Raw genomic sequence first — 25,737 nt, 5'->3', positions numbered from 1 at the left:
GGCGGCCACGAGGTAACGCGCGAGGATCAGGAGCCATGCCCCGGCCGCTGCCGTCCACAGCACGTCACCGACCGCGCCGGGCGCTCCGCGGAGATCGCCTGCCGCGCTTCACGTCCCCGTCAGCCCGGCCAGACCCAGCGCGACACCGAGGGTGTTCAACGCAAGTCTGGGGCGGGCGGAAGTGTCACTGGCCATGATCGCGTCCTTTCCGGGTGGCCGCGACAGCGTTCGGCCGATCGACGATCAGGCAATATGGCCGGTCGTATTAGTGGTCAAGCGGGTGTCGCCCGCTGCTCGGCGACGGGAGTCTTGACGAGGCCAAGCAGACCGGCCATATTGGATAGATGCCCCAGGTGAGCGTCAAAGGAAAGCTGATCGAACACGCGGAGACCGTGTTCCGTCGCCAAGGTTTCAACGGCGCGAGCGTGCAGGACATCACCAGCGCGGCAGGGGTGCCGAAGGGGTCGTTTTACAACCACTTCAAGAGCAAGCAGGAGCTGGCCGCTGAGATCGTCCGCCGCTACAGCGACGGTACGGATTTCACCATGCTGGAGGCGGCCGACGGCCGCCCGGCGGTGGAGCGGCTGCGGGCCCACTTCGCCGGGCAGGCGGCCCGGACCAAGGGTACCGGTGTGGAGTTCGGCTGCCTGTTGGTCACCATGGCTAGTGAGACGCCGACGGCGGGCGACGAGGTCGGCTCGGCCGTTCGCGGCAGCCTCAGCGAATGGACCGACGCCTTGGCTGACATCATCGAGCAAGGGCGCGAGGCAGGGGAGATCACCTCCTCGGAGCCCGCCCGCGACCTGGCGGCCTTCCTCGTCGACGCCTTCGAGGGCGGTGCCCTGCGGGGCAAGGCCACCGGGGACGCCGACGCCTCCATGCGGTCACTGGACCTGGCTCTCGGCGTCCTCACACGCTGAGTCCCCGCCGACTGCCCCATCGGGCACCGTTCGGCGGCTTCTGGTCGTACTCCGGCTGAACCTGGGAACGTGCGGGTACGTGTGACCGCGAGGTGCCCCCACCGTCCGGACCGGTGGGAGTCGCCAGTCGACTGACAGATGCGCCGTGATCCCGAGCCCTCCCACAATGGCGTGTCGGCGGGGAAGACGCCCGCCGGCGCGGGAGGAACGGTGTCTTTGGTAGGCCGTGCGTCCGAACTCAGCGCGCTGGAAGCGGTGCTGGCGGACACGGAGAACGAGGGGGCGGCCCTACTGCTCCAGGGCGACCCCGGAGTCGGCAAGAGCGCCTTGCTGGAAGCCGTGGCGGACAGGGCGAAAGAGCGCGGGCTGCGCCTGTTGCACGTGGTCGGCGTCGAGAGCGAGCAGGAACTGGCGTTCTCGTCTCTGCACCAACTGCTCCACCCCCTGTTCGAGCACGTGACAGAACTGTCGGACTTCCAGAGCGGCGTGCTGGAGCAGGTGCTTTCCGTCCGGGAGGGGGCGGCGCCGGGACGTTTCGCCATCTCGGCGGCCGCCCTGGCGCTGATCCAGGTTGCCGCCCGGCGCCGGCCCCTGTCGGTGGTGGTCGACGACGTGCACTGGATCGACCGCTCCAGCGCCGAGGTCCTGACGTTCATCACCCGCAGGCTCACCGGCTGCCGGGCGGCCTTCGTCATGGCCGGCCGCAGCGGATCGGGCGGAGCCTTCGACGCGACGGGCCTGCGTGTCCTGCCCGTTGGCCCGCTGCCGGCGGCGGACGCCCTGACGCTGCTGGACAGCAACCACCCCGGCCTCGCGGAGTCGACCCGCCGACGCCTGCTGGACGAGGCGGAAGGCAACCCGCTGGCCCTGGTGGAACTGCCGACCCAGCTCACCGAGGCGCAGCGGCACGGCGAGGAGTCCCTCCCGGTGACCCTGCCGCTCAGCAGCAGGCTGGAGAGCGTCTTCGCCGACCGTATCAGCGCGCTTACCCCCCAGGCACGTTTCGCACTGCTCTTGACCGCCCTCGCGGGAGAGCGCCGGGGCAACCTGCGGGACATCTTCGCCGCGTCGACCCAGGCCGGTGAGAAGTGGGACGACGACATGCTGGAGACCTGCGTGCGTGCCGGGTTGGTCCGCCTCGACCACCTCGCCGAGCAGATCACCTTCCGGCACCCCCTGGCGCGTTCCTGCGTCGTCCACATGTCGCCGGGAGGACGGCGCCGGGCGGCGCACCGGGCCCTGGCCGAGGTGCACAAGACCGACCCGGAGCGCCGGGCGTGGCACCTGGCGCACGCCGCCGACGCACCGGACGAGGCCGTCGCCGTGGAGCTGACCCGGGCCGCCCAGCGGGCCCTGGCCCGCGGCGGTGCGGCGGAGGCCGCCGCGGCCTTCCGCCGGGCGGCCGAACTGAGCCAGGACCCCGCGGAACGGTCCCGCCGCGTGGACGAGGCCGCGTTCGCGGCCGGCATCGGCGGCCTGCTGGAGACGGCGCACGAACTGGCCACCGCGCACAGCACGGAGTCGTTCCGGGCCGCCACGGCCGCGGCGTACGTGCAGTTCCACCGCGAGGGTGACGTGGACGCGGTCTTCCGCATCCTGCTGCCCTTCATGCGGACGGCCTCCACGAGCGAGTCCGCCGAGGACCCGGAGGCGTCGGACGACGCCTTCTACGTCCTGCTCAACGCCGCTGTCTGGGGCGGGCGCGCGGAGTTGTGGCCCGGGGTGTACGAGGTGCGCGACAGGATGTCCGAGGCCGCCCGCATGTGCTTCGACGCCGTGGCCGACCCCGCGCGCACCGCGCACGGCGTCCGCGAACGACTGGAACGAGTGGCCGACACCCTGTCGCCCACCACCTCCCTGTGGCGCGTCAACTGGCTCATCTACACGGCGATGTACATCGACTGCTTCACCTTCTACGACGCCCAGTGGCGGGAGCGCATCGGGCCCGCCCGGTACGACAGCCTGCGCTTCGGGCCGGTGGCACGGACCCACGAAGCGTTCATGCGGGGCGAATGGGACAAGACCGAGGCCATCGCCTCCCGGGGCATCGCGGACGCCACGGAACACGACTACCAGCTCATTCACGTCATCCTCACCTACGCTCTGGCCATGGTCGCCTCCGGGCGCGGCGACGAGGAAGCGCTGCGCAAGCACTGTGACACCATCACCGCCTGGGCACAGCCCCGGCGCATGCAGCTCCTACTGGCGGCCGTACCGGAGACCCGGGCCCGCGCCGCGATCGGCCGAGGCGACTTCGAGGAGGCGTATCAGCAGGCAATCGCCGTCACCCCGCCGGGCGAACTGCCCTCCCACTTCCCCCACTACCAGCGGGTGTTCGTGGACCTCGTCGAGTCCGCGATGCGGACCGGCCGCACCGCCGAGGCCCGGGCACACGTGGCGGCGGGACAGCGGGCCCGGCTGGACACCGTCTCCCCCCACCTGGCGGTCATCCTCGCCCTGGCCACCGCCATCGCCGCCCCCGACGACGAGGCAGGCGCCCTCTATGAGGCCGCGCTGTCACTGCCGGACGCCGACCTGTGGACGTACGACTACGCCCGTCTGCGCCTGCTGTACGGCGAATGGCTGCGCCGCCGCCGGGAGTACACGGCTGCCCGGGTCCACCTGAGCACCGCCATGGAACTGTTCGAGCAGCGGCTGAAGGCACCACTGTGGACCCAGCGGGCCCGCAACGAACTGCGGGCCGCCGGTGTGGGCGTCGGGATGCCCAACTCGGGGAACGGCGTCGCGATGAGCGCGCAGGAACGGCGTATCGCCGAACTCGCCGCCAGCGGCCTGTCGAACAAGGAGATCGGCCGCCAGCTCAACATCTCGCCCCGCACCGCCGGCGCGCATCTCTACCGGGTCTTCCCCAAGCTCGGTGTCACCTCGCGCGCCGCGCTCCGGGACGCTCTGGACGCCTATGACGAGTCCTGCGGCACGCCGTGGGGGACATCGCAGCGCAGCCGATGACACAGGGGGCGGACGGCTCACCGAGCCCGGCGACCGCGTCCGCGTGTGCACGGCCCCGGCGTCGACGGGGCCGCTGGCAGGGCCAGTTCGAGGATGTTCCCGTCGACGCGCAGGGTGTGGGAACCGAGTGTGCGGCAGATGGCCCGCATGCGGTGGTTGGACCAGTCGGTCATCACCAGCACCGTGTGCAGGCCCAGGCACCGGGACCGGTTCAGCACGTGCCGTACCAAGGCCGTCCCCAGACCGAGGTCCTGCCAGGCGTCCTCCACGAGGATGCCGAGTTCGCCTACGCCCTCGGTGGGCGTGTGCAGCAGGTGGCAGACGGAGACGACGCGCAGCGGCTCGGTGTCCGGCCGGGAGACGTAGCTCTCCCCGGTGCCGGGGCGGACTAGGGCGGACCACTCACGTTTGCTGAGGCCACCACGGGCGCTCTGATAACGGTTGTAGCGGGACTCCAGACTGGAGCGCGTGTGCATGGCACCGACGGCCTCGTGGTCGGTGATCGCGGCCGGGCGGGTAGTGACGGATCCGCGGCGGGTCGAGACGGTGAAGGCCCGGCCGGACGGTACCTGACAGGTCACGGGGGCGGAGGGGGACACGTCGGTGCTCCAGTCGCTTGGGGGAGGGGGCGGCAATCGGCCCCCGCTGCTGCGTAAGGCGGTGCGCGTCGGTGAGCGGCCCCCTGGGTCAGACGACACCGCTGCGGATCGCGTACGCCACGGCCTGCGTGCGGTTGCGCAGACCGAGTCGCGTGATGACGTCGTGCAGCACGCTCTTGATGGTCCGTTCCAAGTAGTTGAGCCGCTGGGCTACCTCCGACGTGGTCATGCCCTCCGCGAGCATGCGCAGCACGCTCACCTCACGGGGGGACAGCCCGGCGGCCCGCGCGCACTGTGCCTGGACCGCCCGCATGCGATCCAGCAGCGTGAACACGAGAGAGGGGGACATCGGCGGCTCGCCCCTCAGCGCGCTCCACACAGCCTGCACCAGTTGGGCGGGGTGGAGCCGGTCCCGCAGCAGCACTCCGGTGACGCCGAGGGAGACCGCTCGCCAGAGCGTGTCCTCGTCGATGGAGCCCACCACCAGCAGGACCGGTCGGCCCGGGGCGCCAGCGGCCTCGCCGACCAGGCGCAGGGCCCGGTCTCCGGCCGCGTCGGCGAACACGACGGCGACGCGTGCGTCGTCCCGGTCCGCCCAAGCCACCAGCCGCACGCTCTCCACCGTGGAGAGGAACGCCGCGGCATCCTCCGCGGCGTCGGTGTCATCGCCCGTCGAGGCGAGTGTCAGCGGCGACACGTCACCAGGTCGTGAGTGCGCCGGCCCCCAGGGGTGCGCCAAGTTCGTGTTCATCTGCCCATCACCGCGTTGTTGACATAGTCGAGTGATCGCGTGACCGGGGGCACCGGTGTCGGTGGCGTCTCCGGACGATCGCACCTTAGGCGACCGATGCGCACTAGCCATCTGTCATACGACTAACACCCCGATGATATGTGGCATGTCTCGAGAGGATCACACGTGTGAGTCTGCAAGGCCGCCTCGCTCACGGCCGGCCCAGCAGCTTCCCCTCCAGCGTGTCCCAGTCCAGCCGGTCCGACTCGGTGCCCCTGGGCACCCGTGCGAACGTTCCGTCCAACCAGTTCAAGACCTCGGCCCGGTCCGCCTCGAAAGTGACGAGCTCCGCTGGCGTCTGGAAACTGAAGTACAGCCTGGGTCGCGAGGACGCGAAGGAGCGTCGCGACGGCCAGATCCGGTAGGTTCCCGCCCCTCTGGGACCGTGGGCGGCCTGCGCCAGCAGGTCCCGGGACAGTTCCCACCGGACCGGGGCCCGCCACAGCTGGTGCAGGGCGACCAGCACGGAGTACGGGGCGTCCGGGTCGTAGCGCAGGGAACAGGTCTGCCAGGCCGGCCCGCTCTCCGTGAACAGGCGGCGTACCCGCATGCGGTGGACGGGGCGGAAACCGCCGGCGGTCCTTCCGCGCTCGTTCCCCGACTCCTGTGTGCCCATGCGGTCTCCGCCCTTCGGTGTGCTGATGACGGACGTCATCCTCCGGTGCGCAGGCCGGGGGCGCATCGGTTGAAAGACTGCCCGTCCGGGCTGCCGGCACACGTGTGAAGCGTCGCCCCGGGGGCGGTGCGTACCGGGGTGTATGCCCCGGCGGGACGCGGTGGCCCCTTCGCAGTCATGTGACGGATCACGGTGAACCGCGGGTCGCCCAGGCTGGGAGGCCGGACGCCGTCCGCGTCCCACCGCCGACGCCGGCTCCCCACCTCCTGAGCGAAAGGCTCGTCACCTATGGTCTCCTCACCTCCGCCGCCGGTCGCGGCACCGCCCGCCGCGCGACTGGGCCGCGTCACGTTCATCGCCGCCGTGGCCGCCCTCGGCGGCTTCCTGTTCGGTTACGACAGTGCCGTCATCAACGGCGCGGTCACCGGCATCCAGCACCACTTCGGCGTGGGCGCGGGACGGACCGGCACCATCGTCGCCGTGGCCCTCCTCGGCTCGGCACTGGGCGCGGCCGTCGCGGGCCGGCTGGCCGAGCGCGTCGGACGGCTCCGCGTCATGCGGGTGGCTGCCGTCCTTTTCGCCGTGTCCGCCGTCGGCTCCGCCCTGCCGTTCTCCGCCTGGGACCTGGGCGCCTGGCGTTTCGTGGGAGGCATCGCCATCGGCCTGGCCTCCCTGATCGGGCCCACCTACATCGCGGAGGTCGCGCCACTGGAGTACCGGGGCCGGCTCGCTTCCTTCCAGCAGGCCGCCATCGTTCTCGGCATCACCGCCTCCCAGCTCGTCAACTGGGCCATCGCCCAAAGCGCCGGCGGGCGCAGCGAGGGCGCGCTCGGCCCCCTCGACGCCTGGCAGTGGATGCTGCTCGCGGCCTTCGTCCCCGCGGTCCTGTACTTCGTACTGTCCACCCGCATCCCCGAGTCCCCGCACCACCTCGTGGCCCGGGGCCGGCTCGCGGAGGCCGGACGGGCGGTGCGGGACATCGAGGGCCCGGACACCGACGCGGACGCCCGGCTGGCCGAGATCGCCCGCTCGCTCCGCGACACCCACAAGCCCCGTGTCCGTGACCTGTTCGGCGGACGCGCCGGGCTGCTGCCGGTGGTGTGGGCGGGCATCGGCCTCGCGGTCTTCCAGCAGCTGGTCGGTATCAACGTGATCTTCTACTACTCGTCCGTGCTGTGGCAGTCCGTCGGCATCGACCAGTCCGGGTCGCTGCTGATCAGCCTGTCCACGTCCATCATCAACATCGTGGGCACGGCCGTCGCCATGCTGCTCATCGACCGGGTGGGCCGCCGGCCGCTGGCCCTGGCCGGCTCCTTGGGCATGGCCGTCTCCCTGGCGTTCGCGGCGTGGGCCTTCTCCGGCACCACCGGCAGCGGTGACGACATCGGTCTTCCGGACCTCCAGGCGGGCGTCGCGCTCGTCGCCGCGCACACCTTCGTGTTCTTCTTCGCGGCGTCCTGGGGTGTGGTGCTGTGGGTCATGGTGGGTGAGATGTTCCCGCTGCGCATCCGCGCGGCGGCGATCTCGGTGGCCACGGCCTTCAACTGGATCGCCAACTGGGCGGTGAGCGAGTCGTTCCCGGCGCTCTCCGAGTGGAACCTGTCGGCCGGGTATGTGATCTACGCTGCCTTCGCCCTGCTCTCGGCCTTCTTCGTGGCCTTCGCGGTCACCGAGACCAAGGGCACCAGGCTGGGCGGCGGCTGAGGCGGGACCCGGCCGGTCCGTGCTCCGCCCACCCGTGCGGACCGGCGCGGTCCCTGTCAGCGCGGCGTCCGGGCCAGCCGTTCCCGGGCCGTGGCGGCGACCGGCGAGTCCGGATCGTCCGTCAGCTCCAGGACCTCGTGCCACGCGCGGCGTGCCGCCTCCGGGGCGCCGGCTTCCAGGTGCAGGTCCCCGAGGAGCAGCAGGTCCTCCGCCGCTCCGCTCACATGGCCCTGGCGGCGGGCGAGTTCGATGGCGCGCAGCCGGGCCACGATCGCCGCCCCGAGGTCCCCGCGTCGCCGGTGCACCTTGCTCACCACGCCCAGAGCGGGTCCCTCTCCGTCGACCAGGCGTAGGGGCCGGGAGATGCCGAGCGATTCCTCGGCCAGCTCCAGGGCCCGGTCCGCGTTCCCCAGGTCCAGGTGTGCCTCACCCGCCCACACCAGGGTGGTCGCCTCCAGGTACGGATGGCGATGGACGCGCAGCAAGCGCAGGGCCCGGTCCAGGTGTGCGAGAGCCTGCGCGGAGCTGCCCCGGGCTATGTACACGGAGCCGATGTTGCGGAGGGTGTGCACGAGTTCGAGGGTCATGCCGAGGCCCGCGAACTCGCGTTCCGCCTCGTGCAGGAGGGGCAGCGCGGCGTCGGTGTCGCCCCGGAAGAGCAGGGCACCCGCCAGCCCCCGGCACGTCCGCGCGATCCCCTCGGTGTCCCCCGCCCGCCGGGACGCCACCAACGCGCCGCCCATGCCGGCCGCCCACTCCTGCCACAGGCCGAGCCGCTGCTGGAAGAGCTGCATCGACACGGCCGTCTCCCACGCGGCACGGGCGTCACCGCGTGCCGCCATCTCCTGCACGAGGGTGTTGAGGACCGGCCGCTCGGCGCCGAACCAGGCCATGGCGGCGGCCTCGTCGGACAGGGACTCGACCTGGACGCCGTCCAGCGGCGGGGGCGGCTCGGGCTCGTACACCCTGGACCGCAGCAGCCGGTTGGCCGCGCTCACCGTCTGCCGGTAGTGGTCGTGCAGCCGGGACGGCGCGGCCGTGCGCGCCGCGCCGTCGGATCCGCCCAGCTCGCTCGCGTAGGCGAGGATCAGGTCGTGGAACCGGTACCGGTCGCGTCGTAGCACCGTCAGCAGCCGAGCGCGTACCAGCTCGCCGACGGCCGCGGCGGCGTCCGGCAGGGTGGTGCCCGCGAGGCTCGCCAGGGCGCTCACGCTCGCGTCGTCGCCCGGGTGCAGCGGCAGGAGCCGGAAGAGGCGGGCGGCCGGTTCGGACAGCGTGCGGTAGGACCACGAGAAGACGGCGCGCACGTCGTTGTCGAGGTGGTCGTCGCTGAAGCCCTCCAGGCTCCGGCCCGCGCGCGCCAGTTCCGCCGCGATCTGCGGCAGCGGGTGCTCCGGGTACGAGGCGGCGCGGGCAGCGACGATGGCCACGGCCAGGGGAAGCCTGCCGCAGCGGTCGACGATCCGCCGCACCGAGGCGTCGTCCACGTCCGTCCTGACCCCCTTGACTCGCTCGACGAAGGCCGCCGCAGCCTCGTCGGCGGAGAGCGCCTCCAGCGTCGTCAGCCGGGCGCCGTGCGAGGCGGCCAGCCCGGTAAGCCGGGCCCGGCTGGTCACGATGACCATGCACTCCGGCGTGCCGGGCAGCAGCGGTGCGATCTGCTCGGCGCTCCAGGCATTGTCCAGGACCACCAGCACCCGGCGACCGGCCAGGACGCTGCGGTACAGCGCGGCGCGTGCGTCCGGGGTGTCCGGCATCCGCTGCCGGGGGACGTCGAAGGCGCCCAGGAACCCGGCGAGGACCTCATGGGGGTCGGCCGGATCACCGTTGGGGGTGAAGCCCCGCAGGTCGACGTAGAGCTGTCCGTCGGGGAAGTCGGGCACGGCGCGGTGCGCCACGTGCACGGCCAGAGCGGTCTTGCCGACGCCGGGGATGCCATCGATGGCGATGACGCGCAGGGTACCGCCGCGTTCCCCCGCCATCGCGATCGCCTGCCGCACCGCCTCCCGGCGGCCGGTGAAGCAGGCCAGGTCGGCCGGGAGCTGCGAGGGAGTCAGGGGAGCGGCGGCGGGCCGTTGTGCCGGCCGGTCGTCCCGGCCCATGCCGTTGTCGTGACCGCCCGCCCCGGCCTCCGTGGCCGCCCGCCCCCGCAGGAGGTGTTCGTACGCCGCAGACAGTTCGCGGCCGGGGTCGACCCCCAGCTCCTCCGCCAGGCGGCGGCGGACGTCCTGGTAGAGGGAGACGGCCTCGGCCTGCTTTCCGTCGTCGGCGAGGGCGAGCAGCAGGTGCGCGACCAGGGCCTCGTCCAGCGGATGGCGCTCCACGGCTTGGCGCAGCGGGGTCAGGACGGCCGACGCGCGCCCGCAGCGGACGGCCGTCTCGGCCGCCTCGCAGACCACGGACACGTATTCGTGCTCCAGCATCACGAACGTGGGATAGCTCCGGCGGACGGGTTCGAGACCCGCGGCGTCGTGATCCTGCCACAGCCCGAGGGCGGTGACGTAGAGGTCCACGGCCGCGGCCGGTTCGCCAGCCCTGCCTGCCTTGCGGGCCCGGTCGGCAAGGTCCCTGAACCTCAGCAGGTCGAGGCTGTCCGCGTCGACCCGGAGGCGGTAGCCGCCGGCCTGCCGGGTGAGCCACCGCCCCGCCGACCTGGCGGGGAGATCCGGTTCCAGCAGCCGGCGCAGGGCACCGATGTACCGGTGCACCGCGTTCGCGGCACTGACCGGCGGCCGGCCCTCCCACAGCAGCTCGATGAACTCGGCCAGGGGGACCGGCCGGCCCCCGCGCGCGAGCAGCGCCGCCAGGACGAGCCGTTGCTGCTTCGGGCGAACCGGCAGTTCGTCGTTGCCGCGCCAGACCCGGACCGGGCCGAGGACCGAGAAGCGGACACACGGATCGCCCGTCACGGGATGGGGCCTGGGCAACGATGGTCTCCTCTCGGACGTCGGCTGGTGCACAGTCGCTGTTCGACCGGGTGGAGACGGCCGTGCCGGGCAATGCTGTGAACGCGAGCGTGGTGATGCGAATATGGCCGGTCAGTTTGATTCGTGTCAAATGGTGCGCCACCGCTGCGGATCCCGTCGTCCGCGCCCGGCGGGCGCACGGCTTCCCCGGCCTCAGGTGCGAACATAGGTCGGTCGGACAGCGGCCGTATAAGTAACCTGACTGGTCTGCCGCCCGCCCGGGAGGCCCGCCGATTCTCCGGCCGTGTCCCGGCCCCGCGCTCCCGGCCGCCCGAGGTGCGGGGGGACGTTCCTCGCGTATGCATCGAAGGGTGCTGAGTGGTGGCGAACCGCAGGAAACCACTTGATAGTGTCGCGCCCTTAACGATCTTCGAGTCCTCCGGGACGCGGCTGGGAGGAGCCATGGTGACCGGCGGTGAGCAGGCCCCGCCGACGACGGAGATCTTCGGCCGTGACGCCGAACTGTCCCGTCTGCGCGACTTCGTCCTCACTCCCCGGCGGGAAGGGCCCCCGTCCCTGGTCCTCTTCGGGGAGGCCGGGACCGGCAAGAGCACCCTCCTCGACGCGGCGGCCCAGGAGGCCGCGGCGCACGGCAGACGCGTGCTGCGGTGCACCGGGCACGAAGGCGAGCGGGAACTCGCCTTCGCCGCGCTGCACCAGATGCTGGCCCCCCTGCTGCCGGAGGCGGCCGGCCTGCCGGACGCCCAGCGCCGTGCGCTGGTGGGCGCCTTCGGACACGCCGAGAACGCGCCGCCGGCGGCCGACGACCGTCCCGAGCGGCTCCTGATCAACCTCGCCGCGCTCACCCTGCTGTCCGATGCCGCCGCCCGGCGGCCGGTGCTCCTCGTCGCCGACGACGCGCAGTGGACCGATGCCTGTTCCCTGGACGCGCTGGCCTTCGTCGCGCGCCGGGTGACCGGTGAGCCGGTGACCCTGCTGATGGGCGTACGGGGCGACACCGTGCCCCAGCAGTTCGGGACGGACCTCGCGCGCCTGCCGCTACGGCCACTGGATGACCGGGCGGCCGAGCGGGTGCTCGACGCCCAGCCCCACGCCCCGCGCGGCCTGCTGCGCGAGCGCGTCCTGCGGCAGGCCGACGGCAATCCGCTGGCGCTGGTGGAACTGGCCCGTGCCGGCGCCGGGTCCCCGCCACCCCGGCCCGGCGGACCGGCCGGTGCCCTCCCGATCACCGAACGCCTGGAGAGCGTGTTCGCCGAGCGGCTGGCAGGGCTGCCGCCGCAGACCCGCCGGTTCCTGTTGTACGCGGCCGCCGCGGACGCCCCGGATATGCCGGCCGCCCTCCTGGCCGCCTCCGCCTCCGGAGGGCCGGACGCGTGGTCGGTGGCGGAGCAGGTCGGCCTGGTGCGGGTGGAGAGCGGTCGGGTCGTCTTCCGGCACCCACTGGTGCGGTCGGCCGTCTACGGCTCGGCCTCCTTCGGGGAACGTCGGCAGGCGCACCTGGCACTCGCCGACCTGCTGAGCGACGATCCCGACCGGCAGGCCTGGCACCGGGCCGCCGCCACCCTGGTCCCCGACGAGGACATCGCGGCGGCGCTGGTGCGGACGGCGGGGCGCGCACGGCGACGCGGCGGTTACCGGGTGGCCGCCGCGGCCCTGGAGCGGGCCGCGGAACTGAGCCCGGACGGTCAGGCACGGGCCCGGCGGCTGCTGGACGCCTGCGACCTGGCGATGAACGCGGGTGAGCCCCTGTGGGTGGAGAAACTGGCGGGCGGGGTCGCGGCGGCCACCGACGACCAGGCGATGCTCCGGGCGGCCACCCTGTGGACGGGCTGGGCGCTCGCCGCCACCACCCGGCAGAAGGCCGCGCTGTCCCACCTGCTGCCACTGGCGGACGAGACGGTGGACCGGGCGCCGGACGCGGCGCTGGTCGCCCTCGGGCACGCCGCCATCATCGCCTACAACACCGGCGACGAGACCTACCGGCAGCGCATGCTCCGGCTCCTGGCGCGCATCCCCGTCGACGTGGGCAACGACCACGACCAGCTCTGGACCCGCGCCTGCTGCGACCCCCACGGGGACCGCGAGGGGCTGCTCGCGTTCCTCCGGGACTGTCTGGCGCGGTCCGAGCGGGACGCCGAGCAACTGACCGTGCTGGGCGCCGGCGCGTGGATCCTGGACGACACCACCGTCGCGGTCCGGCTGCTCGGCGAGGCGATGGAACGGCTCAACGCCGTGACCACGGCCGGGTCCAACGCCACCCTCGGGCAGGCGCTGGCACTGGCCCAGTTCGAGGCCGGCGCCTGGGAGGCTGCCTGGTCCTGCGCCGAGGACGCCCGGCGGGTCGCCGCCGAGAACGGCCTCGACATGGCGGGCCGCGCCGCGATGTACGTCACCTCGGCCCTGCTGGCGCTGCGCGGCCGGGCCGACGAGGCCAGGGAGATGATCGACCGGGCCGTGGCCGGGGTGGACCCGGCCCAGGGCCGCGCCCTCTGGGTCCGCGCCCGCTGGGTCCGCGCGCTCGTGGCCGGCGCGGAGGGCAACCACCCACTGGAGTACGAACTGCTGCGCGGACTGTTCACGGTGGGACCCGAACCGAGCCCCGTGCACTACCACGCGTCCTACTACGCGCTCGGCGATCTCGCCGCGGCGGCCGTGCGGGTCGGCAAGCGGCGGGACGCGGCGGAGGTGCTGGCCGCGGCGCGGCGGCGGCTGGACGGCCGGATGTCCCCGCGGCTGCTGCTGCTCACCCGCCGTGCCGAGGCCGTCCTCGCCGACGACGAGCGGGCGGCGGAGCTGTTCGAGGCCGCGCTCGGCGACCCCGCCGCGGAGCAGTGGCCCTTCGAGCGGGCGGTCGTCCAGCTGGAGTACGGGCAGTGGCTGCGGCGCAGACGGCGTACGGGAGAGGCCCGCACGGAGCTGTCCCGGGCACTCACCGTCTTCGAACAGCTGAACGCGCGACCGTGGGAGGAGCGGGCCTCCGCCGAACTGCGGGCCTGCGGCGTCACCGTCCGCGGGGGCGACGGTGCCTCGCGGGGGATCGATCGGCTCACGCCCCAGCAGTTGCAGATCGCCAGGCTGGCGGCCACCGGCCTGACCAACCGGCAGATAGGGGAGCGGCTGCTGCTCTCCGCCCGCACCATCGGCTTCCACCTGTACCAGACGTATCCGAAACTGGGCATCACCAACCGGGCGCAGCTGCGCGACGCGCTCGGTGACACGGGGACGCCCTGAGGACGCCGCGGGAGGTCAGTCCCGCGACGGGAACTGGGCGGCCGCGGAGACGTACAGGGTGTACGGGTTGCCGCGGTCCCCGTGCGCCCGGTTCATCGCCCGGACCACGTCGCGGGCACCGGCGCCGGCCTCCACCGCCGCCTCGAAGTCGGTCAGGTAGCGGCGGGAGGAGGCGATGACGGCGGCGGCGTCCCGGTCGTCGGCGCCGGGGGGCTGGTGGCCGGCGACCAGCCGGGCCGGCCGGAGCGCCTCCAGAGTGTCCAGGGCCCCGAGCCAGCGCTCGCGCGCCCGGCTGTCGGTCTGCGCCAGCCACATGTGGATGCCGTTGTAGGCGACGTCGCCGCCCACCACGGCGTCGAGGTCCGGGACGTGCAGTACGGTCGACGGATCGGTGTCGCTCTGCCCGACCCGTACCGGCCTCAGCTCGTGCCCTTCCAGCTCGATGACGTCCCCCGTCAGCGCCCGGGGCGCCACGGGCCCGGCCGGCAGAGCCCCGGGGAACAGCGACTCCCAGTACGCCAGGACCGGCCCGGTGAGCTGCTCCTCGGCGTGCGGCACGACCTCGGGCAGCGCCACCGCGACGGCCTCGGGGAAGGCGTCCAGCACGACCGGCAGGCCGAGGAAGTGGTCGGCGTGGCCGTGGGTGACGTAGACGGTCGTGAGGACCTTGCCGGTGGCGCGGACGAAGTCGGTGAGGCGGTGTGCCTCGGCGACGGTGATGAGCGCGTCGACGAGCACGGCCTCCCGCCGGCCGTGGACGAGCGTCGCCGTACTGGCCGGCCAGGTCGCGCCCACACCGCTGTCCCAGCCCGGTGCCGTGGCGGCGATGGGCTTGTAGTCACTGGTGAAGACGTCGATCGTCAGCATGGCGTTGGCTCCGTTCGTAGCGGACCGGCGTGGCCGCGCGTGCCGGTCCGCCGACGGCGCACGGTGCGGTGACCGGGTCGTCCCCGACGGCCGCACACGGGGCGGCGGTCGGGGGGAGACGGCGCGGGTGCGCCGCCTCGGCCACCCTAGGCACCGGAAGTGGAAGGACTGTGGAGTCCTGAGTCCTCGCCCTCCCCCTGGTGCCCAGGGCGGCCTCGGGACGGTCAGAAGCCGGTCATCGTGATCTTGCCGATGGCCTTGCCGGACTCCAGGACGCGGTGCGCCTCCCGCAGGTTCTCCGCCGTGATCTTCCCCAGGTCGGTGGTGGCCGTGGTGGTGAGGATGCCGGCGTCCACCAGCCGGGCGATCTGGTCCAGGATGCGGCCCTGCTCGGCCTGGTCGGCGGTGCGGTGCAACGAGCGGGTGAACATGAACTCCCAGTGGAAGGAAATGCTCTTCGACTTCAGCAGGCCGATCTCCACCGGGCCGAAGTCGTCGATGGCCACGATCCGGCCGAAGGGCCTGACGATGTCGGCGTAGGCGGCCAGGTTCTGCTCCGTACCGGTGGTGCCGAAGACGAAGTCCACGCCGTCCGGGGCCACTTCGCGCACCTGCGGGGCGAGGGGCCGGCGGTGGTCGACGATGTGCGCGGCGCCCATCCGCCGGGCGAACTCGACGGTCTCGGGGCGGGACGCCGTGCCGATCACCGTCAGGCTGGTCAGGGCGCGGGCCAGCTGGGAGACCATGGCGCCGACACCGCCCGCGGCGGCGGTGACCAGCAGGGTGCCCGACTGCTTCAGGGCGTCGGCGTACAGCCCGAGGTGTTCGAACAGGCCCTCCCAGGCGGTCAGCGAGGTCAGCGGCAGGGCGGCGGCCTCCGCGAAGGAGAGCGAGGCGGGCTTGTGACCGACGATGCGCTCGTCCACCGTGTGGAACAGGGAGTTGGCGCCGGGCCGGTCGAGGGCGCCCGCGTAGAACACCTCGTCGCCGACCTGGAAGGACTCGACCTCGGCGCCGACGGCGACGACCGTGCCCGCCGCGTCCCAGCCGAGGACCTTGGGCTCGCCGCCCGGGTCGTTGCTCTGCCGGATCTTGTAGTCGACCGGGTTGACCGCGACGGCCTCGACCCGCACGAGCAGGTCGCGCGGCCCTGGCTGCGGCACCGGCAGGGTCGTGTCGAGGAGACTCTCCGCGTCGTCCACCGGCAGGCTCTTGCGGTAGGCGACGGCCGGCATGGTCTCGGGGAGCTGGCTCATGACTGTTCCTCCTGGTGATGTCACAGCGGACTGGTGATGTCACAGCGGACTTCCGCTGTGCCCGTAACGTAGCTCTGAGGAGGTAGTAACCTGCAAGGGATATTACTTCCCCAGGGGAAGTAAGCTGGTGGGAGAGGTAATTCAGGAAAGGGAGACCCCATGGTGACACTCTGCGAGTCCCAGCGGCACGACCATCACGACGTGTACGCCGCCCAGTGCCCGTGCCGAGAGGTCCTCGATCTCCTGGCCAACAAGTGGTCGGCGCTGGCCATCGGCGCCATGGAGGAGGGGCCGCAGCGCTTCGGCGCCCTGCAGAAGCGACTCGAAGGGGTGAGCCCCAAGGTGCTCACCGCCACGCTGCGCCGCCTGGAGGACCGGGGCTTCGTGGAGCGGACCGTCTACCCCGCGGTGCCCCTGCACGTCGAGTACGAACTGACCGCGCTCGGGCGCAGCGTGGCGCGGCCCCTGGGGCAGCTGCGCGGCTGGGTGGAGGAGCACATGGACGAGATCGCCTGACGGCTGCCCGCGGCCCGGGTACCCGGCTGCCGGTCAGCGGCCCAGGAACTCGTTGACCTCGCGGGCGAAGTCCTCCGGGTGCTGGAAGAGGAATCCGTGCCCGGCGTCGCTGTAGAGGACGACCTTGGCGTCCGGCAGCCGCTGGGACATCGCGTACGTGGCGTAGGCGTGGATCATCACGTCGTGGGCGCCGTTGGCGGCCAGCACCGGGAGGGTGAGCTCGGCCTGCCGGTCCCAGTACCCGCGGAAACCGCCGATGGCCGCGATCTGGCCGCGGAACGTCTCGGGACCCACCACGGCCTTCGACTCCCTCAGCCGCCGGTCCAGGCGGCGCAGGGAGGCCAGTCCGGCCGCCCGCGCCTTCTCCGTGTCCGGGTAGAACAGGTAGAGGAAGTCCTCGTCGTCGTTGGCTCCCTTGCCGGTGATCTGCGCGACGCGCTCCGGCGGCGTCGGCAGGTCGGGCACGCCGCCGGGCGAACTGCCGGCCACCACGAGCCGGTTCACCAGACCGGGCGCGGTCAGGGCCACGCCCTGGGCGACGATGCCACCCATCGACCAGCCCAGGACGTCGATGTCCTCCAGCCCCAGGGCGCCGATGAAGGCCAGGGAGCCGTCGACCAGGCCCTCCACGGTGGACGGCGGCTCACCGGTGGAGAAGTTGGTGCCGCGGTTGTCGAAGACGACGACCTCCCGCTCGGCCGCGAGCAGGTCCAGCAGCGCCGGGTCCCAGTGGTCGATCGTCCCGCGCAGACGCATGTGCATGACCAGCGGCCGGGTGCCGGCCCGTCCGAAGCGGCGGTAGGCGAAGCGTTCGCCGCGCGGCCCCGTCACGTACTGGGTCTCGGCCTGATCGGCCAGGTAGGCGGACATGGAATCTCCTGTCGGTTCGGATGGTGCCCGGCCGTGGGGCCGGGCGGTCAGGTGCGCCGGCGGACGGCCGGGCCGGGGCGGAGAACGCCCTCCCGCCGGCCGTACCACCAGCATGGAGCTGCCTTGTGGACACATAGTGGGCGGCGCCTTGAGGAGGGGACGTCCCTGCCGCCCGGCCTGTTCACGGGCCCGTGCGACCGCGTCGCGGACGGAACCGCGGTGCAGGGGCCCGTGGCCGGGCAGGACGGCGCCGGCGTCCAGTGACTCCAGCGCCGACAGGGCGTCGAGGGCGATGGGCACATCGGCGTGGAACATGCCGGGCAGCGGTTGCGGACCGGTCTTCCGGGACGTCGGATGGGCCGTGACCAGCGCGTCCCCGCTGACCACGATGCCCAGCGAGGGGAGGTGGTACGCGCAGTGGCCGCCGGTGTGCCCCGGTGTGTGCACGGGCACCGGCGCGCCGGGCAGGTCGAGGGCGCCCGTCGTGCCGAACGCCCGGGGTTCGGCCACCGGCACGTGTGCCGTACCCCCCGAGCGGATGGCGTGCACCGCCCACGGCACCACGCCGGGGCGCCAGGCGTTGGCGAGCACCGCGCCGACCGACACCTGCTGCAGGAACTCGCGCCGCGCGTGAGGCACTTCACGCTCGTGCATGAGGACGGGAACGCCGTGCGCGGTGCGCAGCCGCTCGGCCGCGCCGATGTGGTCGTTGTGCGCGTGGGTGACGAGGATCGCTGTGAGACCGCCCGGCCGGACGCCCACGGCGCCGAGCGAGGCGACGACCCGGTCGTGGTCACCGGGGTAACCGGTGTCGATGAGAAGGGCCGCGTCGCCCTCCTTGACGATCACCCAGTTGGTGTTGCTCCCCGAAACCAGGAACACCCGGTCGTCGACGCGGACGATGCTCTCACTGAGCGGGACGTCGGGCATGTGCCCTCCTCCTGTCGGCGCACCGCACGCACACCGCGCAACCACGGCCGGCGGGCCCGCCGACCGGAAAACCGACACGTGTGTGCAGGGCGCATATGTATCAGCATATGTATCAAAGGTTGGGAGCTTGCCATGCTTCCGGTGACACGATCAAAGTGAAACACGTATCTCACTGCCCACCCATGGCGGTACGACTCTCACCGGGAGCACCATGTCTTCCTCCGGGGACCGCCTCGACCAGGCGGCCGACGCGTACGCGTCGCATCTGCGCGACTACCGTCAGTGCCGGGCCGGCGCGCGGGAGTGCCAGGCCGCGAAGTTCCTGCGCCGCGCGCACAACAACCTGCTGCGCGAGGCACGCAGGCGCTCCGGGGCGGAGCGCCGGTGACCGGTCAGACCCGGGCGGACAGGGCCAGGTACTGGTGCACCGACCGGACGGCGCTCGCACCGTCGCCGGCGGCGGCGGCCACCCGCTTCAGCGACGCGGTCCGCACGTCACCCGCGGCGAACACACCCGGCACGCTCGTTTCGTAGGGCAGCGGCGCACGCCCCGCGTCCCGCCAGCGGGGCCCCAGGTCCGTGTTCGACAGCGCGAGGTCGGTGCGGACGAACCCGTTGTCGTCCAGCGCCACCCCCGTCAGCCAGTCGGTGGCCGGCTCCGCGCCGATGAAGCAGAACAGGCCGGCGCAGGAGATCCGGCGCACCGGGCCGCCGTGCCGGACCAGCGTCACCGCCTCCAGCCGCTCGGCACCGTGCAGCGCCGACACCTCGGTGCCTGTCAGGACCGTGATGCGCGGGTCTCCGAGGATGCGGTCCACCAGGTAGGCGGACATACGGGACCCCAGGTCGGCACCGCGCACCACCAGGGTGACCGTCCGCGCGTGGCGCGCGAGGTGCAGCGCCGCCTGTCCCGCCGAGTTCGCCCCGCCGACGACGGCGACCGGGGCTCCGGCCACCGTCTGCGCCTCCATGTCCGTGGCCGAGTAGTGGATGCCGCGCCCGGTCAGCTCGCTCCACCGGTCGACGGGCAGGGCGCGGTAGGCGGCGCCGGTGGCGAGGACCACGGCCCGGGTCCGGATCAGTGCCCCGTCGGAAAGGGTGACCACGTGCTCCCGGGTGCCCGGCTCCAGCGCGACGACCGTGCACGGACTGGCGATCCTGGCGCCGAACTTCAGGGCCTGCACGGCGGCGCGCGCGGTGAGGTCCGCGCCGCTCAGCCCGAACGGGAAGCCGAGGTAGTTCTCGATGCGCGCGCTGGTGGCGGCCTGGCCGCCGGTGGCGACCGCGTCGAGCAGCACCGTCTCCAGTCCCTCGGAGGCCCCGTGCACGGCGGCCGCCAGCCCGGCGGGTCCCGCGCCCACCACGGTCAGGTCGGCCGTACCGCCGCCGGTGTCGCGGAAGGAGAGGTTCAGGCGCTCGCTGAGCGCGCCGGGGGTGATGCCTGTCAGCACCTCGGCCCCGATCGAGGCGACCGGCAGGTCGGCCGCGGTCAGTCCGGCGGCCCCGAGCAGGGCCGTCCCCTCCGCCGAGCCGTCCGGCACCCAGGAGTGGGCGACGCCTTGGCGGGCCAGGAAGGTGCGCAGCCGCAGGCCCTCGGCCGAATCCGGGTCGCCCACCATCCGCAGCGTCTGGGCGGTCGCCTGCCGCAGCAGCCGCCGCCGGGCCAGGAAGGAGCGCAGAAACAGGTCCGACAGCTCGGTCTCCCGCGCCATCAGCAGCCGGAACGACCCGGCGGCCACCCGGTGCACGGTGCCCGGCCTGCGCACCCGTACCCGAAGGTGTCGGCGCTGACCGGTGAGCAGCCCGAGCTCACCGACGAACTGGCCGGGGCCGTACCGCAGCAGGACCTCGTCCCGGCCCGGCGCCGGGGACGGCCGCACCGCCTCCAGCCGGGCGCTGCCGCACAGGAGGAGGTCACCGCAGTCGTCCCCGACGTCGAACAGCACCTGTCCGTCGGCGACCTCCTCCGGCTCCGCGTACCGGACCGCCCGGGCGAGCTGCTCCTCGGTCAGCCGGACCGAGGCCAGGCCGACGAGGTCCTCGGGTCGGTCGCCGATCTCGGGAAAGGAGGTCGCCATGGAGGTGATCCCTTCGACGCGCGCCGCGCGTCTTGCTCGTGCTGTCGGGGAGGTGGGGCCGGTCAGGGGGACGGACGCGTCCGTGCCTCAGAAGTCGGCGCGGGACAGCAGTTCCTCGGTGGTGAGCACGTCGTGGGCGATGAGCGCGTAACGGTTCACCATCTGCTCGTAGGAGTCGGCGTCGCCGTCGGGCGCGGTGGCGTCCTTGACGAGGGTCACCCGGTAGCCCCGCTCCATGGCACTGCGGGCGGTGGACTCCACACACATCGTCCCGATCATGCCCGCCACGGCGATGTGCTCGATGCCGCGGCGCTTGAGCTGGATGTCGAGGTCGGTGGTGGCGAAGACGTCGAGGTTCTTGTGCGGGGCGATCGTCACGTCACCGGGGCCGGGCCGGAGGTCGGGGTGGAACTCGGCGCCCCAGCTGCCCGCCTCGAACATGCGGTTGTCGAACATCATGTGGTGGATGCCGGAGCGGTGCTTCCAGTTGTCGTACTCCTCTTCGGTGTAGGACATCGGCGAGAAGAAGGCGGGGTAGCCCTTGTCCCGGAAGCCGGCCAGCAGCCGCCTGAGGTTGTCCAGGGTGCCTATCCGCTCGAACTCCGCCTTGAAGCCCGGGTAACCCTTGCCTCCTTCGGCGAAGACCTCATTGACGGTGTCGATCAGGACGAGACCGGTCGGGGCGGATGTACTGGTCATGTGGCTGTTCCTTTCGTTCTGCCGCACCGCGGCGGTGCGGACGGGCGGACCTGGGGGCCTGCCGCCGCCAGCGTGTCAGCGGGCGGCGGGAGCGGCATCGGTTGTTTGACTGCCGGCCGGTCCCACGCCGTATGTCTCCGCACCACGCGACACCTGGAAGCGGGCCCGGTGCGGTGCCGGGGGAGCCGTCGAGGCGGCCGGGGCCGTGGCGTTGGCCGTGGCCGCGAGGACCGTGAGCAGGGTGATGCCGCCCATGGCGGCGAGCTGCTGACGGGCGGTGGAGAAGCGGCGCGGGACGGCACGGCGACCGGGGCCGTCGGGCGGCAGCGCGGAGAAGGCGGAGGGGGCGGGCACGGAAGGCTCCCGTCTGGCTGTCGGCCGCCCCGTACCAGGGGCGGCCGCGTCGGTGATCAGGGACCGAGTGAACCCGGGGGCGAATCACCGCGCTTCGGTCGATCGACCGACGTTCCGGACCGGACCCATGTCCCTCGGCACGGGCACATGTCTCAATCCCCTCTATGCACACACGTGTGAATTGGCGACGATGGACACGGCCTGGGCACACGTCCACGGAACGCCCAGGCCGCCTTCTTCCCCGGCAGCCCGACAGCAAAGTGGCCCCATGACGCGAAGCCGTACCCGCCACGTCCTCGCGAAAGCCGTCCTCGGCGCGGCCACCCTGGCCGGTCTCACCGCGACCGACCAGTCGGCCTCGGCGGCCGCCTTCCCTTGGGGCATCTCCCTCTACACGGGCTCCGGCCTGACGGGCACGCAGACCGTCGTGGACCTCGACGACACCTCGTGTCACAACCTCTCCGCGCCCGCCCTGTCCGCCGTGGACGTGTCGGACTCCGACTTGTACGCCTACTACAACCCGGGCTGCCGCACCGGCTTGCCGGGACAGAGCGGTGACTCGTACTTCATCGTCGGCAGCCTGCACAGCGCGGAGTTCCCGCTGCCCGTGGTCAGTTACCGAGTAGTCCACAACAACTAGGCCGACTGTCCGCCGCGCCCCAACAGGGCGGCTTCCAGGGCGTCCCAGTCGAGCAGCCGGCTCTCGTGGCCGGCCGGTACCAGGGCGTACGTGGCGTCCAGCCACCGCCGTACACCGCTCAGCCCAGTCTCCAGGCACACCCGGCCCTCGGGACGCAGGAGGGTGAGACGGAGGGCACCGGCCGCCCCGTACCGGTCGCCGACCGGCCGGACCCGGAAGTCGCCGACCCCGCTGGCGCCCCGCGTTCCCCGGTCCAGCAGTTCCCGGGACACGATCCAGGTCACGCGCAGGTCGGTCACCGGGTCCACGAAGAGGTCCAGGGCGACGGCGTAGGGATCGTCCAGGGTGTAGCGCAGGCGGCAGCGCAACGTGTCGGGACCCGTGGGGACGAACAGCCGCCGGACCGTCGTGACGAGGACCGGCGGAACACGGCCGTCCCGGGTCCCGGGGCCGGCGAAGGCACTTCTGTCGCTCATCGGGTGCTCTCTCTCCCGTCGGGTGCGCGCTTTTCGGTCAGGTGCGCGTGTTCACGTCCTTCATCCTGGGCAACCCCCGCCCGGCCGCGCATCGGTAGAACGACTGCGGATGAATCGGTGCGAACACTGGTCCCGTGACGCACGCGGGGGCCGGGCCGGGCCGGCGGGCAAGGGGCTAATCTTGGCCATCGGCGGCGTCCGTGACGCCCCGGCCCGTCGTCCCGCTCCGCCCGCCGTGGCGGTGACGGAGACGACTGCCGGTCCGGCTCCCGGGCCCGCGGCCCGCCCACCACGGCGGCCCGCGGGCCGGCACCCGGACGGCGAGATCCGATCCGCACCGGCGCGACAGGGGCCCAGCCCGAGCCGTGCCCCTCGCGCGCGCAACCCGATGTCAGGGGAACACGTGAATAGCCTCCGCAGGCAGGCGTCCGGCCGCCGGAGAACCGTATGAGCACGCCCATCGATCCGTCCTCCCTCACCGGGCGGACGCAGTGCAGCGACTCCTCCCGGTTCCCGCTCCGCGACTTCCTGCGCACCGAGACCGGGAGCGCCGCCGTCCTGTCCGTTGCGGTGGTCGCCGCTCTGGCCTGGGTGAACGCGGCACCGGGCGGGTACGAGTCGTTCTGGCGGACGGACCTGTCCGTGACGGCCGGCGGCCACGGCGTCGTCCTGTCGCTGCGGGAGTGGGTGAACAGCGGCCTGATGACGGTCTTCTTTTTTGTCGTCGGGCTGGAGGCACGCCGTGAGTTCGACATGGGGGAACTGCGCGAACGCAGCCGGCTGACGCTGCCGCTGGCCGCAGGTGTCTCCGGCATGCTCGTACCCGTACTCCTTTACCTGGCCGTCAACGCGGGCCAAGGGACGGCGGACGGCTGGGGTGCCGCCATGTCCACCGACACCGCCTTCGCGCTCGGTGCGCTGGCCCTGGTGGGGCGCCGGATGCCGGCCGCGCTGCGGGTCCTGGTGCTGACGGTGACCGTGGTGGACGACTTCGTCGCCCTGGTCGTCATCGCGGTCGCCTACAGCGACGACGTCGGCCTGCCCGCCCTGGCCGTCGCCGTCGGCGCCTTCGGTGTCGTCCTGCTGCTGCGGTCCCTCGGCGTGCGGCGCGGGGTCGCGTACGCGCTGCCGGCGGCCGTCGCCTGGCCCGCCCTGCTCTTCTCGGGAGTGGACCCCGTGGTCCTCGGCCTGGCCATGGGGCTGCTGACGTACGCGCGTCCCGCCGGGCGTCCCGCACTTGAGCGGGCCAGCGGACTGTTCCGGCTCTTCCGTGAGCAGCCCACCGCCGAACTGGAACGCTCCGTCCGCCTCGGGCTGGCCTCCGCGCTGTCCCCCAACGACCGTCTGCAGCGCATGTTCCACCCCTGGGCGAGCTACGTGATCGTCCCGCTCTTCGCCCTGGCCAACGCCGGCATCCCGATCACCGCCGGCCAGCTCGCCGACGCCTCCACCTCACCGGTCACCCTGGGCATCGTGCTGGCCTACGTGGTGGGCAAACCCGTCGGCATCATGGGGGCGTCACTGCTGGTCACCACCATCGGGCGGGGCCGCGTGAAGCTGCCCGTCGGCGTCGGCGCACTCGCCGCCGGCGGTACCGTCGCCGGAGTCGGTTTCACCGTCTCCCTGCTGATCGCGACCCTCGCCTTCGACGGCGCGGCCCTCCAGCAGGCCAAGATCGGCACCCTGACCGCCGTCCTGTGCTCCGTCGCCCTGAGCTGGGTGGTCAACGCGGTCCTGGCGAGACTCCCGCACGGCCTGCGGCTGCGCAGTGTCATCGGCCGCGCCGAGGCCATCGTCGACCTCGCGGTACCGGTCGACGACACCCGCGACCACGTACGGGGCCCGCGGGACGCGCCCGTGACGGTGGTGGAGTACGGCGACTACGAGTGCCCCTACTGCGGGCTGGCCGAGCCCGTCGTGCGCGAGCTGCTGGGGGACTCCGGCGACGTGCGCTACGTGTGGCGGCACCTGCCGCTCACGGACGTCCACCCCCACGCGCAGGCGGCGGCGGAGGCGGCCGAGGCCGCGGCGGCGCAGGGCCGGTACTGGGAGATGCACGATCTGCTGATGGCGCACCAGGGCGCGTTGAGCGGGCGGGATCTGCGGGGATACGCCGTCGAGGCGGGGCTCGACGTGGAGCGGTTCATGGCCGACGTACGGGCGGGAACGGGTGCGGCGCGGGTCGCTGAGGACGTGGACTCCGCCGATCTGAGCGGCGTGGCCGGCACCCCCACCTTCTTCGTCGACGGACGCAGGCACGACGGTGCCTACGACATCGCCGCGCTGTCGGCCGCCGTGCGCGCCGCCCGCGCCCGTGCAGCCCTGGACGCCGTGTGACACGGGCGTGGGCGCACACCGCGAGAGCCCTCCGGGCAGGTGTCCCGGGGGGCTCTCGCGACGCGCGTCCGACGGCGTTCCCCTCCCGGGGAAGGCCGCCGGCGCCGGATCATTTGGCGAGGAAGGCGAGGAGTGCCTCGTTGACCTCGGCGGCGTGGGTCCACAGCAGGCCGTGCGGGGCACCGTCGATCTCGACGTAGTCGGCGTGCGGGAGGGCCTTGTGGAAGGGGCGGGCGGTCGAGTCGATGGGCAGGATGTTGTCGGCGGTGCCGTGCAGGATCAGGGCCGGCACGTCGATCTTGGGGATGTCGGCACGGAAGTCGGTCGGCCAGGTCAGGGGCGCGGCGGAGGCGGCGTAAGAGCCACCGGCGGCGGCCGTGTTCCAGCTGTTGCGGACGGCCTCCTCGCCGATCCGGGTGCCGAGGTTGTCGTCCAGGTTGTAGAAGTCCCGGTAGAAGGCGGTGTAGTAGGCGTAGCGGTCGTTCTTGACCGTGTCGGAGATGTCCTGGAAGAACGCCTGGTCGGCGGCGCCGTCGGGGTTGTCGTCGGTCTTCAGCAGGAAGGGCTCCAGGGAGGCGAGGAAGGCCGCCTTGGCGACGCGGGCGGAGCCGTAGGTGCCGAGGTAGCGGCCGACCTCGCCGGTGCCCATCGAGAAGCCGACGAGGGTGACGCCCTGGAGATCGAGGGTCTCCAGGACGGTGTTGAGGTCGGCGGCGAAGGTGTCGTAGTCGTAGCCGGTGGTGGGCTGCGAGGAGCGGCCGAAACCGCGACGGTCGTAGGTGATGACCCGGTAACCGGCGTCCAGCAGCGCGGCGGTCTGCTTCTCCCAGGAGTGTCCGTCCAGCGGGTAGCCGTGGATCAGGACGACCGGACGGCCGGTGCCGTGGTCCTCGTAGTACAGCTCGATGTCGGTGGTGTTCTCCTGGCCGACGGTGATGAACGGCATGGTTCTTTCCC

Annotated in this window: 19 protein-coding genes and 2 pseudogenes; 8 read left to right on the top strand and 13 right to left on the bottom strand. The window is 72.6% G+C overall.

Features of this window, described 5'->3' with window-relative positions:
• The first annotated feature begins 344 nt into the window (after nt 1-344).
• On the top strand, nt 345-920 hold the full coding sequence (locus tag C1708_RS06120) for a TetR/AcrR family transcriptional regulator (RefSeq protein ID WP_241911172.1): 576 nt from the start codon (nt 345-347) through the stop codon (nt 918-920).
• Nucleotides 921-1,130: 210 nt separating this feature from the next.
• On the top strand, nt 1,131-3,890 hold the full coding sequence (locus tag C1708_RS06115) for an AAA family ATPase (RefSeq protein WP_106411693.1): 2,760 nt from the start codon (nt 1,131-1,133) through the stop codon (nt 3,888-3,890).
• Between the two features lie 17 nt (nt 3,891-3,907).
• Here the strand turns inward: C1708_RS06115 and C1708_RS06110 are convergent, their stop codons facing one another.
• The 3 genes from C1708_RS06110 to C1708_RS06100 all read right to left on the bottom strand — a co-directional run bounded on the left by C1708_RS06110 (nt 3,908) and on the right by C1708_RS06100 (nt 5,895).
• Nucleotides 3,908-4,366: a GNAT family N-acetyltransferase gene (locus C1708_RS06110; RefSeq protein ID WP_133169054.1), complete on the bottom strand. Its 459-nt coding sequence runs from the start codon at nt 4,364-4,366 to the stop codon at nt 3,908-3,910.
• Between the two features lie 211 nt (nt 4,367-4,577).
• Nucleotides 4,578-5,186 (bottom strand): response regulator transcription factor, encoded by a 609-nt coding sequence (locus C1708_RS06105; protein WP_106411691.1) that lies wholly within the window; start codon nt 5,184-5,186, stop codon nt 4,578-4,580.
• 244 nt (nt 5,187-5,430) lie between these two features.
• The gene (locus tag C1708_RS06100) at nt 5,431-5,895 is read right to left on the bottom strand and encodes an SsgA family sporulation/cell division regulator (protein WP_157951246.1); all 465 of its coding nucleotides are present in this window, start codon (nt 5,893-5,895) and stop codon (nt 5,431-5,433) included.
• A gap of 288 nt (nt 5,896-6,183) precedes the next feature.
• Here C1708_RS06100 and C1708_RS06095 point away from each other — a divergent pair, with 288 nt between their 5' ends.
• Nucleotides 6,184-7,599, top strand: coding sequence for a sugar porter family MFS transporter (locus C1708_RS06095; protein ID WP_106411689.1), 1,416 nt, complete (start codon nt 6,184-6,186; stop codon nt 7,597-7,599).
• 56 nt (nt 7,600-7,655) lie between these two features.
• Here the strand turns inward: C1708_RS06095 and C1708_RS06090 are convergent, their stop codons facing one another.
• Nucleotides 7,656-10,508 (bottom strand): AfsR/SARP family transcriptional regulator, encoded by a 2,853-nt coding sequence (locus tag C1708_RS06090; RefSeq protein WP_241911171.1) that lies wholly within the window; start codon nt 10,506-10,508, stop codon nt 7,656-7,658.
• Between the two features lie 459 nt (nt 10,509-10,967).
• Here C1708_RS06090 and C1708_RS06085 point away from each other — a divergent pair, with 459 nt between their 5' ends.
• Nucleotides 10,968-13,757 carry an ATP-binding protein gene (locus C1708_RS06085; RefSeq protein WP_106411687.1) on the top strand — a complete coding sequence of 930 codons (2,790 nt, stop codon included), beginning with the start codon at nt 10,968-10,970 and terminating at the stop codon, nt 13,755-13,757.
• A 15-nt stretch (nt 13,758-13,772) separates the two neighbouring features.
• On the opposite strand, the gene C1708_RS06080 is transcribed toward C1708_RS06085, so the two are convergent.
• Both C1708_RS06080 and C1708_RS06075 read right to left on the bottom strand, forming a co-directional pair.
• The gene (locus tag C1708_RS06080; protein WP_106411686.1) at nt 13,773-14,624 is read right to left on the bottom strand and encodes an MBL fold metallo-hydrolase; all 852 of its coding nucleotides are present in this window, start codon (nt 14,622-14,624) and stop codon (nt 13,773-13,775) included.
• A 224-nt stretch (nt 14,625-14,848) separates the two neighbouring features.
• Nucleotides 14,849-15,880: a zinc-binding alcohol dehydrogenase family protein gene (locus C1708_RS06075; RefSeq protein WP_106411685.1), complete on the bottom strand. Its 1,032-nt coding sequence runs from the start codon at nt 15,878-15,880 to the stop codon at nt 14,849-14,851.
• A 159-nt stretch (nt 15,881-16,039) separates the two neighbouring features.
• Here C1708_RS06075 and C1708_RS06070 point away from each other — a divergent pair, with 159 nt between their 5' ends.
• Complete coding sequence (locus tag C1708_RS06070; RefSeq protein ID WP_106411684.1) at nt 16,040-16,396, top strand: winged helix-turn-helix transcriptional regulator; 357 nt, start codon at nt 16,040-16,042, stop codon at nt 16,394-16,396.
• Between the two features lie 33 nt (nt 16,397-16,429).
• Here C1708_RS06070 and C1708_RS06065 read toward each other — a convergent pair.
• Both C1708_RS06065 and C1708_RS06060 read right to left on the bottom strand, forming a co-directional pair.
• Nucleotides 16,430-17,125 (bottom strand): annotated as a pseudogene (locus C1708_RS06065) (alpha/beta fold hydrolase); the annotation flags it as partial.
• A 315-nt stretch (nt 17,126-17,440) separates the two neighbouring features.
• A pseudogene (locus C1708_RS06060) lies at nt 17,441-18,196 on the bottom strand (MBL fold metallo-hydrolase); the annotation flags it as partial.
• 211 nt (nt 18,197-18,407) lie between these two features.
• Here C1708_RS06060 and C1708_RS34340 point away from each other — a divergent pair.
• Nucleotides 18,408-18,584: a hypothetical protein gene (locus C1708_RS34340; RefSeq protein WP_198602410.1), complete on the top strand. Its 177-nt coding sequence runs from the start codon at nt 18,408-18,410 to the stop codon at nt 18,582-18,584.
• A gap of 4 nt (nt 18,585-18,588) precedes the next feature.
• On the opposite strand, the gene C1708_RS06055 is transcribed toward C1708_RS34340, so the two are convergent.
• The 3 genes from C1708_RS06055 to C1708_RS06045 form a co-directional block, all read right to left on the bottom strand.
• Nucleotides 18,589-20,274, bottom strand: coding sequence for an FAD-dependent oxidoreductase (locus C1708_RS06055; protein ID WP_106411683.1), 1,686 nt, complete (start codon nt 20,272-20,274; stop codon nt 18,589-18,591).
• An 87-nt stretch (nt 20,275-20,361) separates the two neighbouring features.
• Entirely contained in the window at nt 20,362-20,973 is a 612-nt protein-coding gene (locus C1708_RS06050) for a cysteine hydrolase family protein (RefSeq protein ID WP_106411682.1), read from the bottom strand.
• A gap of 75 nt (nt 20,974-21,048) precedes the next feature.
• Nucleotides 21,049-21,327, bottom strand: a complete 279-nt coding sequence (locus C1708_RS06045; protein WP_106411681.1) for a hypothetical protein — start codon at nt 21,325-21,327, stop codon at nt 21,049-21,051.
• 268 nt (nt 21,328-21,595) lie between these two features.
• Here C1708_RS06045 and C1708_RS06040 point away from each other — a divergent pair, with 268 nt between their 5' ends.
• Nucleotides 21,596-21,967, top strand: coding sequence for a hypothetical protein (locus C1708_RS06040; protein WP_106411680.1), 372 nt, complete (start codon nt 21,596-21,598; stop codon nt 21,965-21,967).
• On the opposite strand, the gene C1708_RS06035 is transcribed toward C1708_RS06040, so the two are convergent.
• Complete coding sequence (locus C1708_RS06035; RefSeq protein WP_106411679.1) at nt 21,964-22,443, bottom strand: SsgA family sporulation/cell division regulator; 480 nt, start codon at nt 22,441-22,443, stop codon at nt 21,964-21,966. The two genes, C1708_RS06040 and C1708_RS06035, sit on opposite strands and share 4 nt — an antisense overlap.
• Nucleotides 22,444-22,890: 447 nt before the next feature.
• Between C1708_RS06035 and C1708_RS06030 the strand changes: the two genes are divergently transcribed.
• Complete coding sequence (locus C1708_RS06030; RefSeq protein WP_106411678.1) at nt 22,891-24,780, top strand: Na+/H+ antiporter NhaA; 1,890 nt, start codon at nt 22,891-22,893, stop codon at nt 24,778-24,780.
• 109 nt (nt 24,781-24,889) lie between these two features.
• On the opposite strand, the gene C1708_RS06025 is transcribed toward C1708_RS06030, so the two are convergent.
• A complete protein-coding gene (locus tag C1708_RS06025; RefSeq protein WP_106411677.1) occupies nt 24,890-25,726 on the bottom strand; it encodes an alpha/beta fold hydrolase in 837 nt (278 codons plus the stop codon).
• Nucleotides 25,727-25,737 lie beyond the last annotated feature (11 nt).

It is taken from the genome of Streptomyces sp. DH-12 (assembly GCF_002899455.1).
In the GTDB taxonomy this organism is placed as follows: domain Bacteria; phylum Actinomycetota; class Actinomycetes; order Streptomycetales; family Streptomycetaceae; genus Streptomyces.
Note: the sequence above shows the minus strand (reverse complement) of the source record. Positions and strands in the feature narration are given on the sequence as shown.

Bases quoted from the DNA above. Each gene is read 5' to 3' on its own strand.
- C1708_RS06120 (WP_241911172.1), top strand. From the start codon at position 345: ATGCCCCAGGTGAGCGTCAAAGGAAAGCTGATCGAACACGCGGAGACC.
- C1708_RS06110 (WP_133169054.1), bottom strand. From the start codon at position 4,366: ATGCACACGCGCTCCAGTCTGGAGTCCCGCTACAACCGTTATCAGAGC.
- C1708_RS06100 (WP_157951246.1), bottom strand. From the start codon at position 5,895: ATGGGCACACAGGAGTCGGGGAACGAGCGCGGAAGGACCGCCGGCGGT.
- C1708_RS06095 (WP_106411689.1), top strand. From the start codon at position 6,184: ATGGTCTCCTCACCTCCGCCGCCGGTCGCGGCACCGCCCGCCGCGCGA.
- C1708_RS06085 (WP_106411687.1), top strand. From the start codon at position 10,968: ATGGTGACCGGCGGTGAGCAGGCCCCGCCGACGACGGAGATCTTCGGC.
- C1708_RS06080 (WP_106411686.1), bottom strand. From the start codon at position 14,624: ATGCTGACGATCGACGTCTTCACCAGTGACTACAAGCCCATCGCCGCC.
- C1708_RS06075 (WP_106411685.1), bottom strand. From the start codon at position 15,880: ATGAGCCAGCTCCCCGAGACCATGCCGGCCGTCGCCTACCGCAAGAGC.
- C1708_RS06070 (WP_106411684.1), top strand. From the start codon at position 16,040: ATGGTGACACTCTGCGAGTCCCAGCGGCACGACCATCACGACGTGTAC.
- C1708_RS34340 (WP_198602410.1), top strand. From the start codon at position 18,408: ATGTCTTCCTCCGGGGACCGCCTCGACCAGGCGGCCGACGCGTACGCG.
- C1708_RS06055 (WP_106411683.1), bottom strand. From the start codon at position 20,274: ATGGCGACCTCCTTTCCCGAGATCGGCGACCGACCCGAGGACCTCGTC.
- C1708_RS06050 (WP_106411682.1), bottom strand. From the start codon at position 20,973: ATGACCAGTACATCCGCCCCGACCGGTCTCGTCCTGATCGACACCGTC.
- C1708_RS06040 (WP_106411680.1), top strand. From the start codon at position 21,596: ATGACGCGAAGCCGTACCCGCCACGTCCTCGCGAAAGCCGTCCTCGGC.
- C1708_RS06035 (WP_106411679.1), bottom strand. From the start codon at position 22,443: ATGAGCGACAGAAGTGCCTTCGCCGGCCCCGGGACCCGGGACGGCCGT.
- C1708_RS06030 (WP_106411678.1), top strand. From the start codon at position 22,891: ATGAGCACGCCCATCGATCCGTCCTCCCTCACCGGGCGGACGCAGTGC.
- C1708_RS06025 (WP_106411677.1), bottom strand. From the start codon at position 25,726: ATGCCGTTCATCACCGTCGGCCAGGAGAACACCACCGACATCGAGCTG.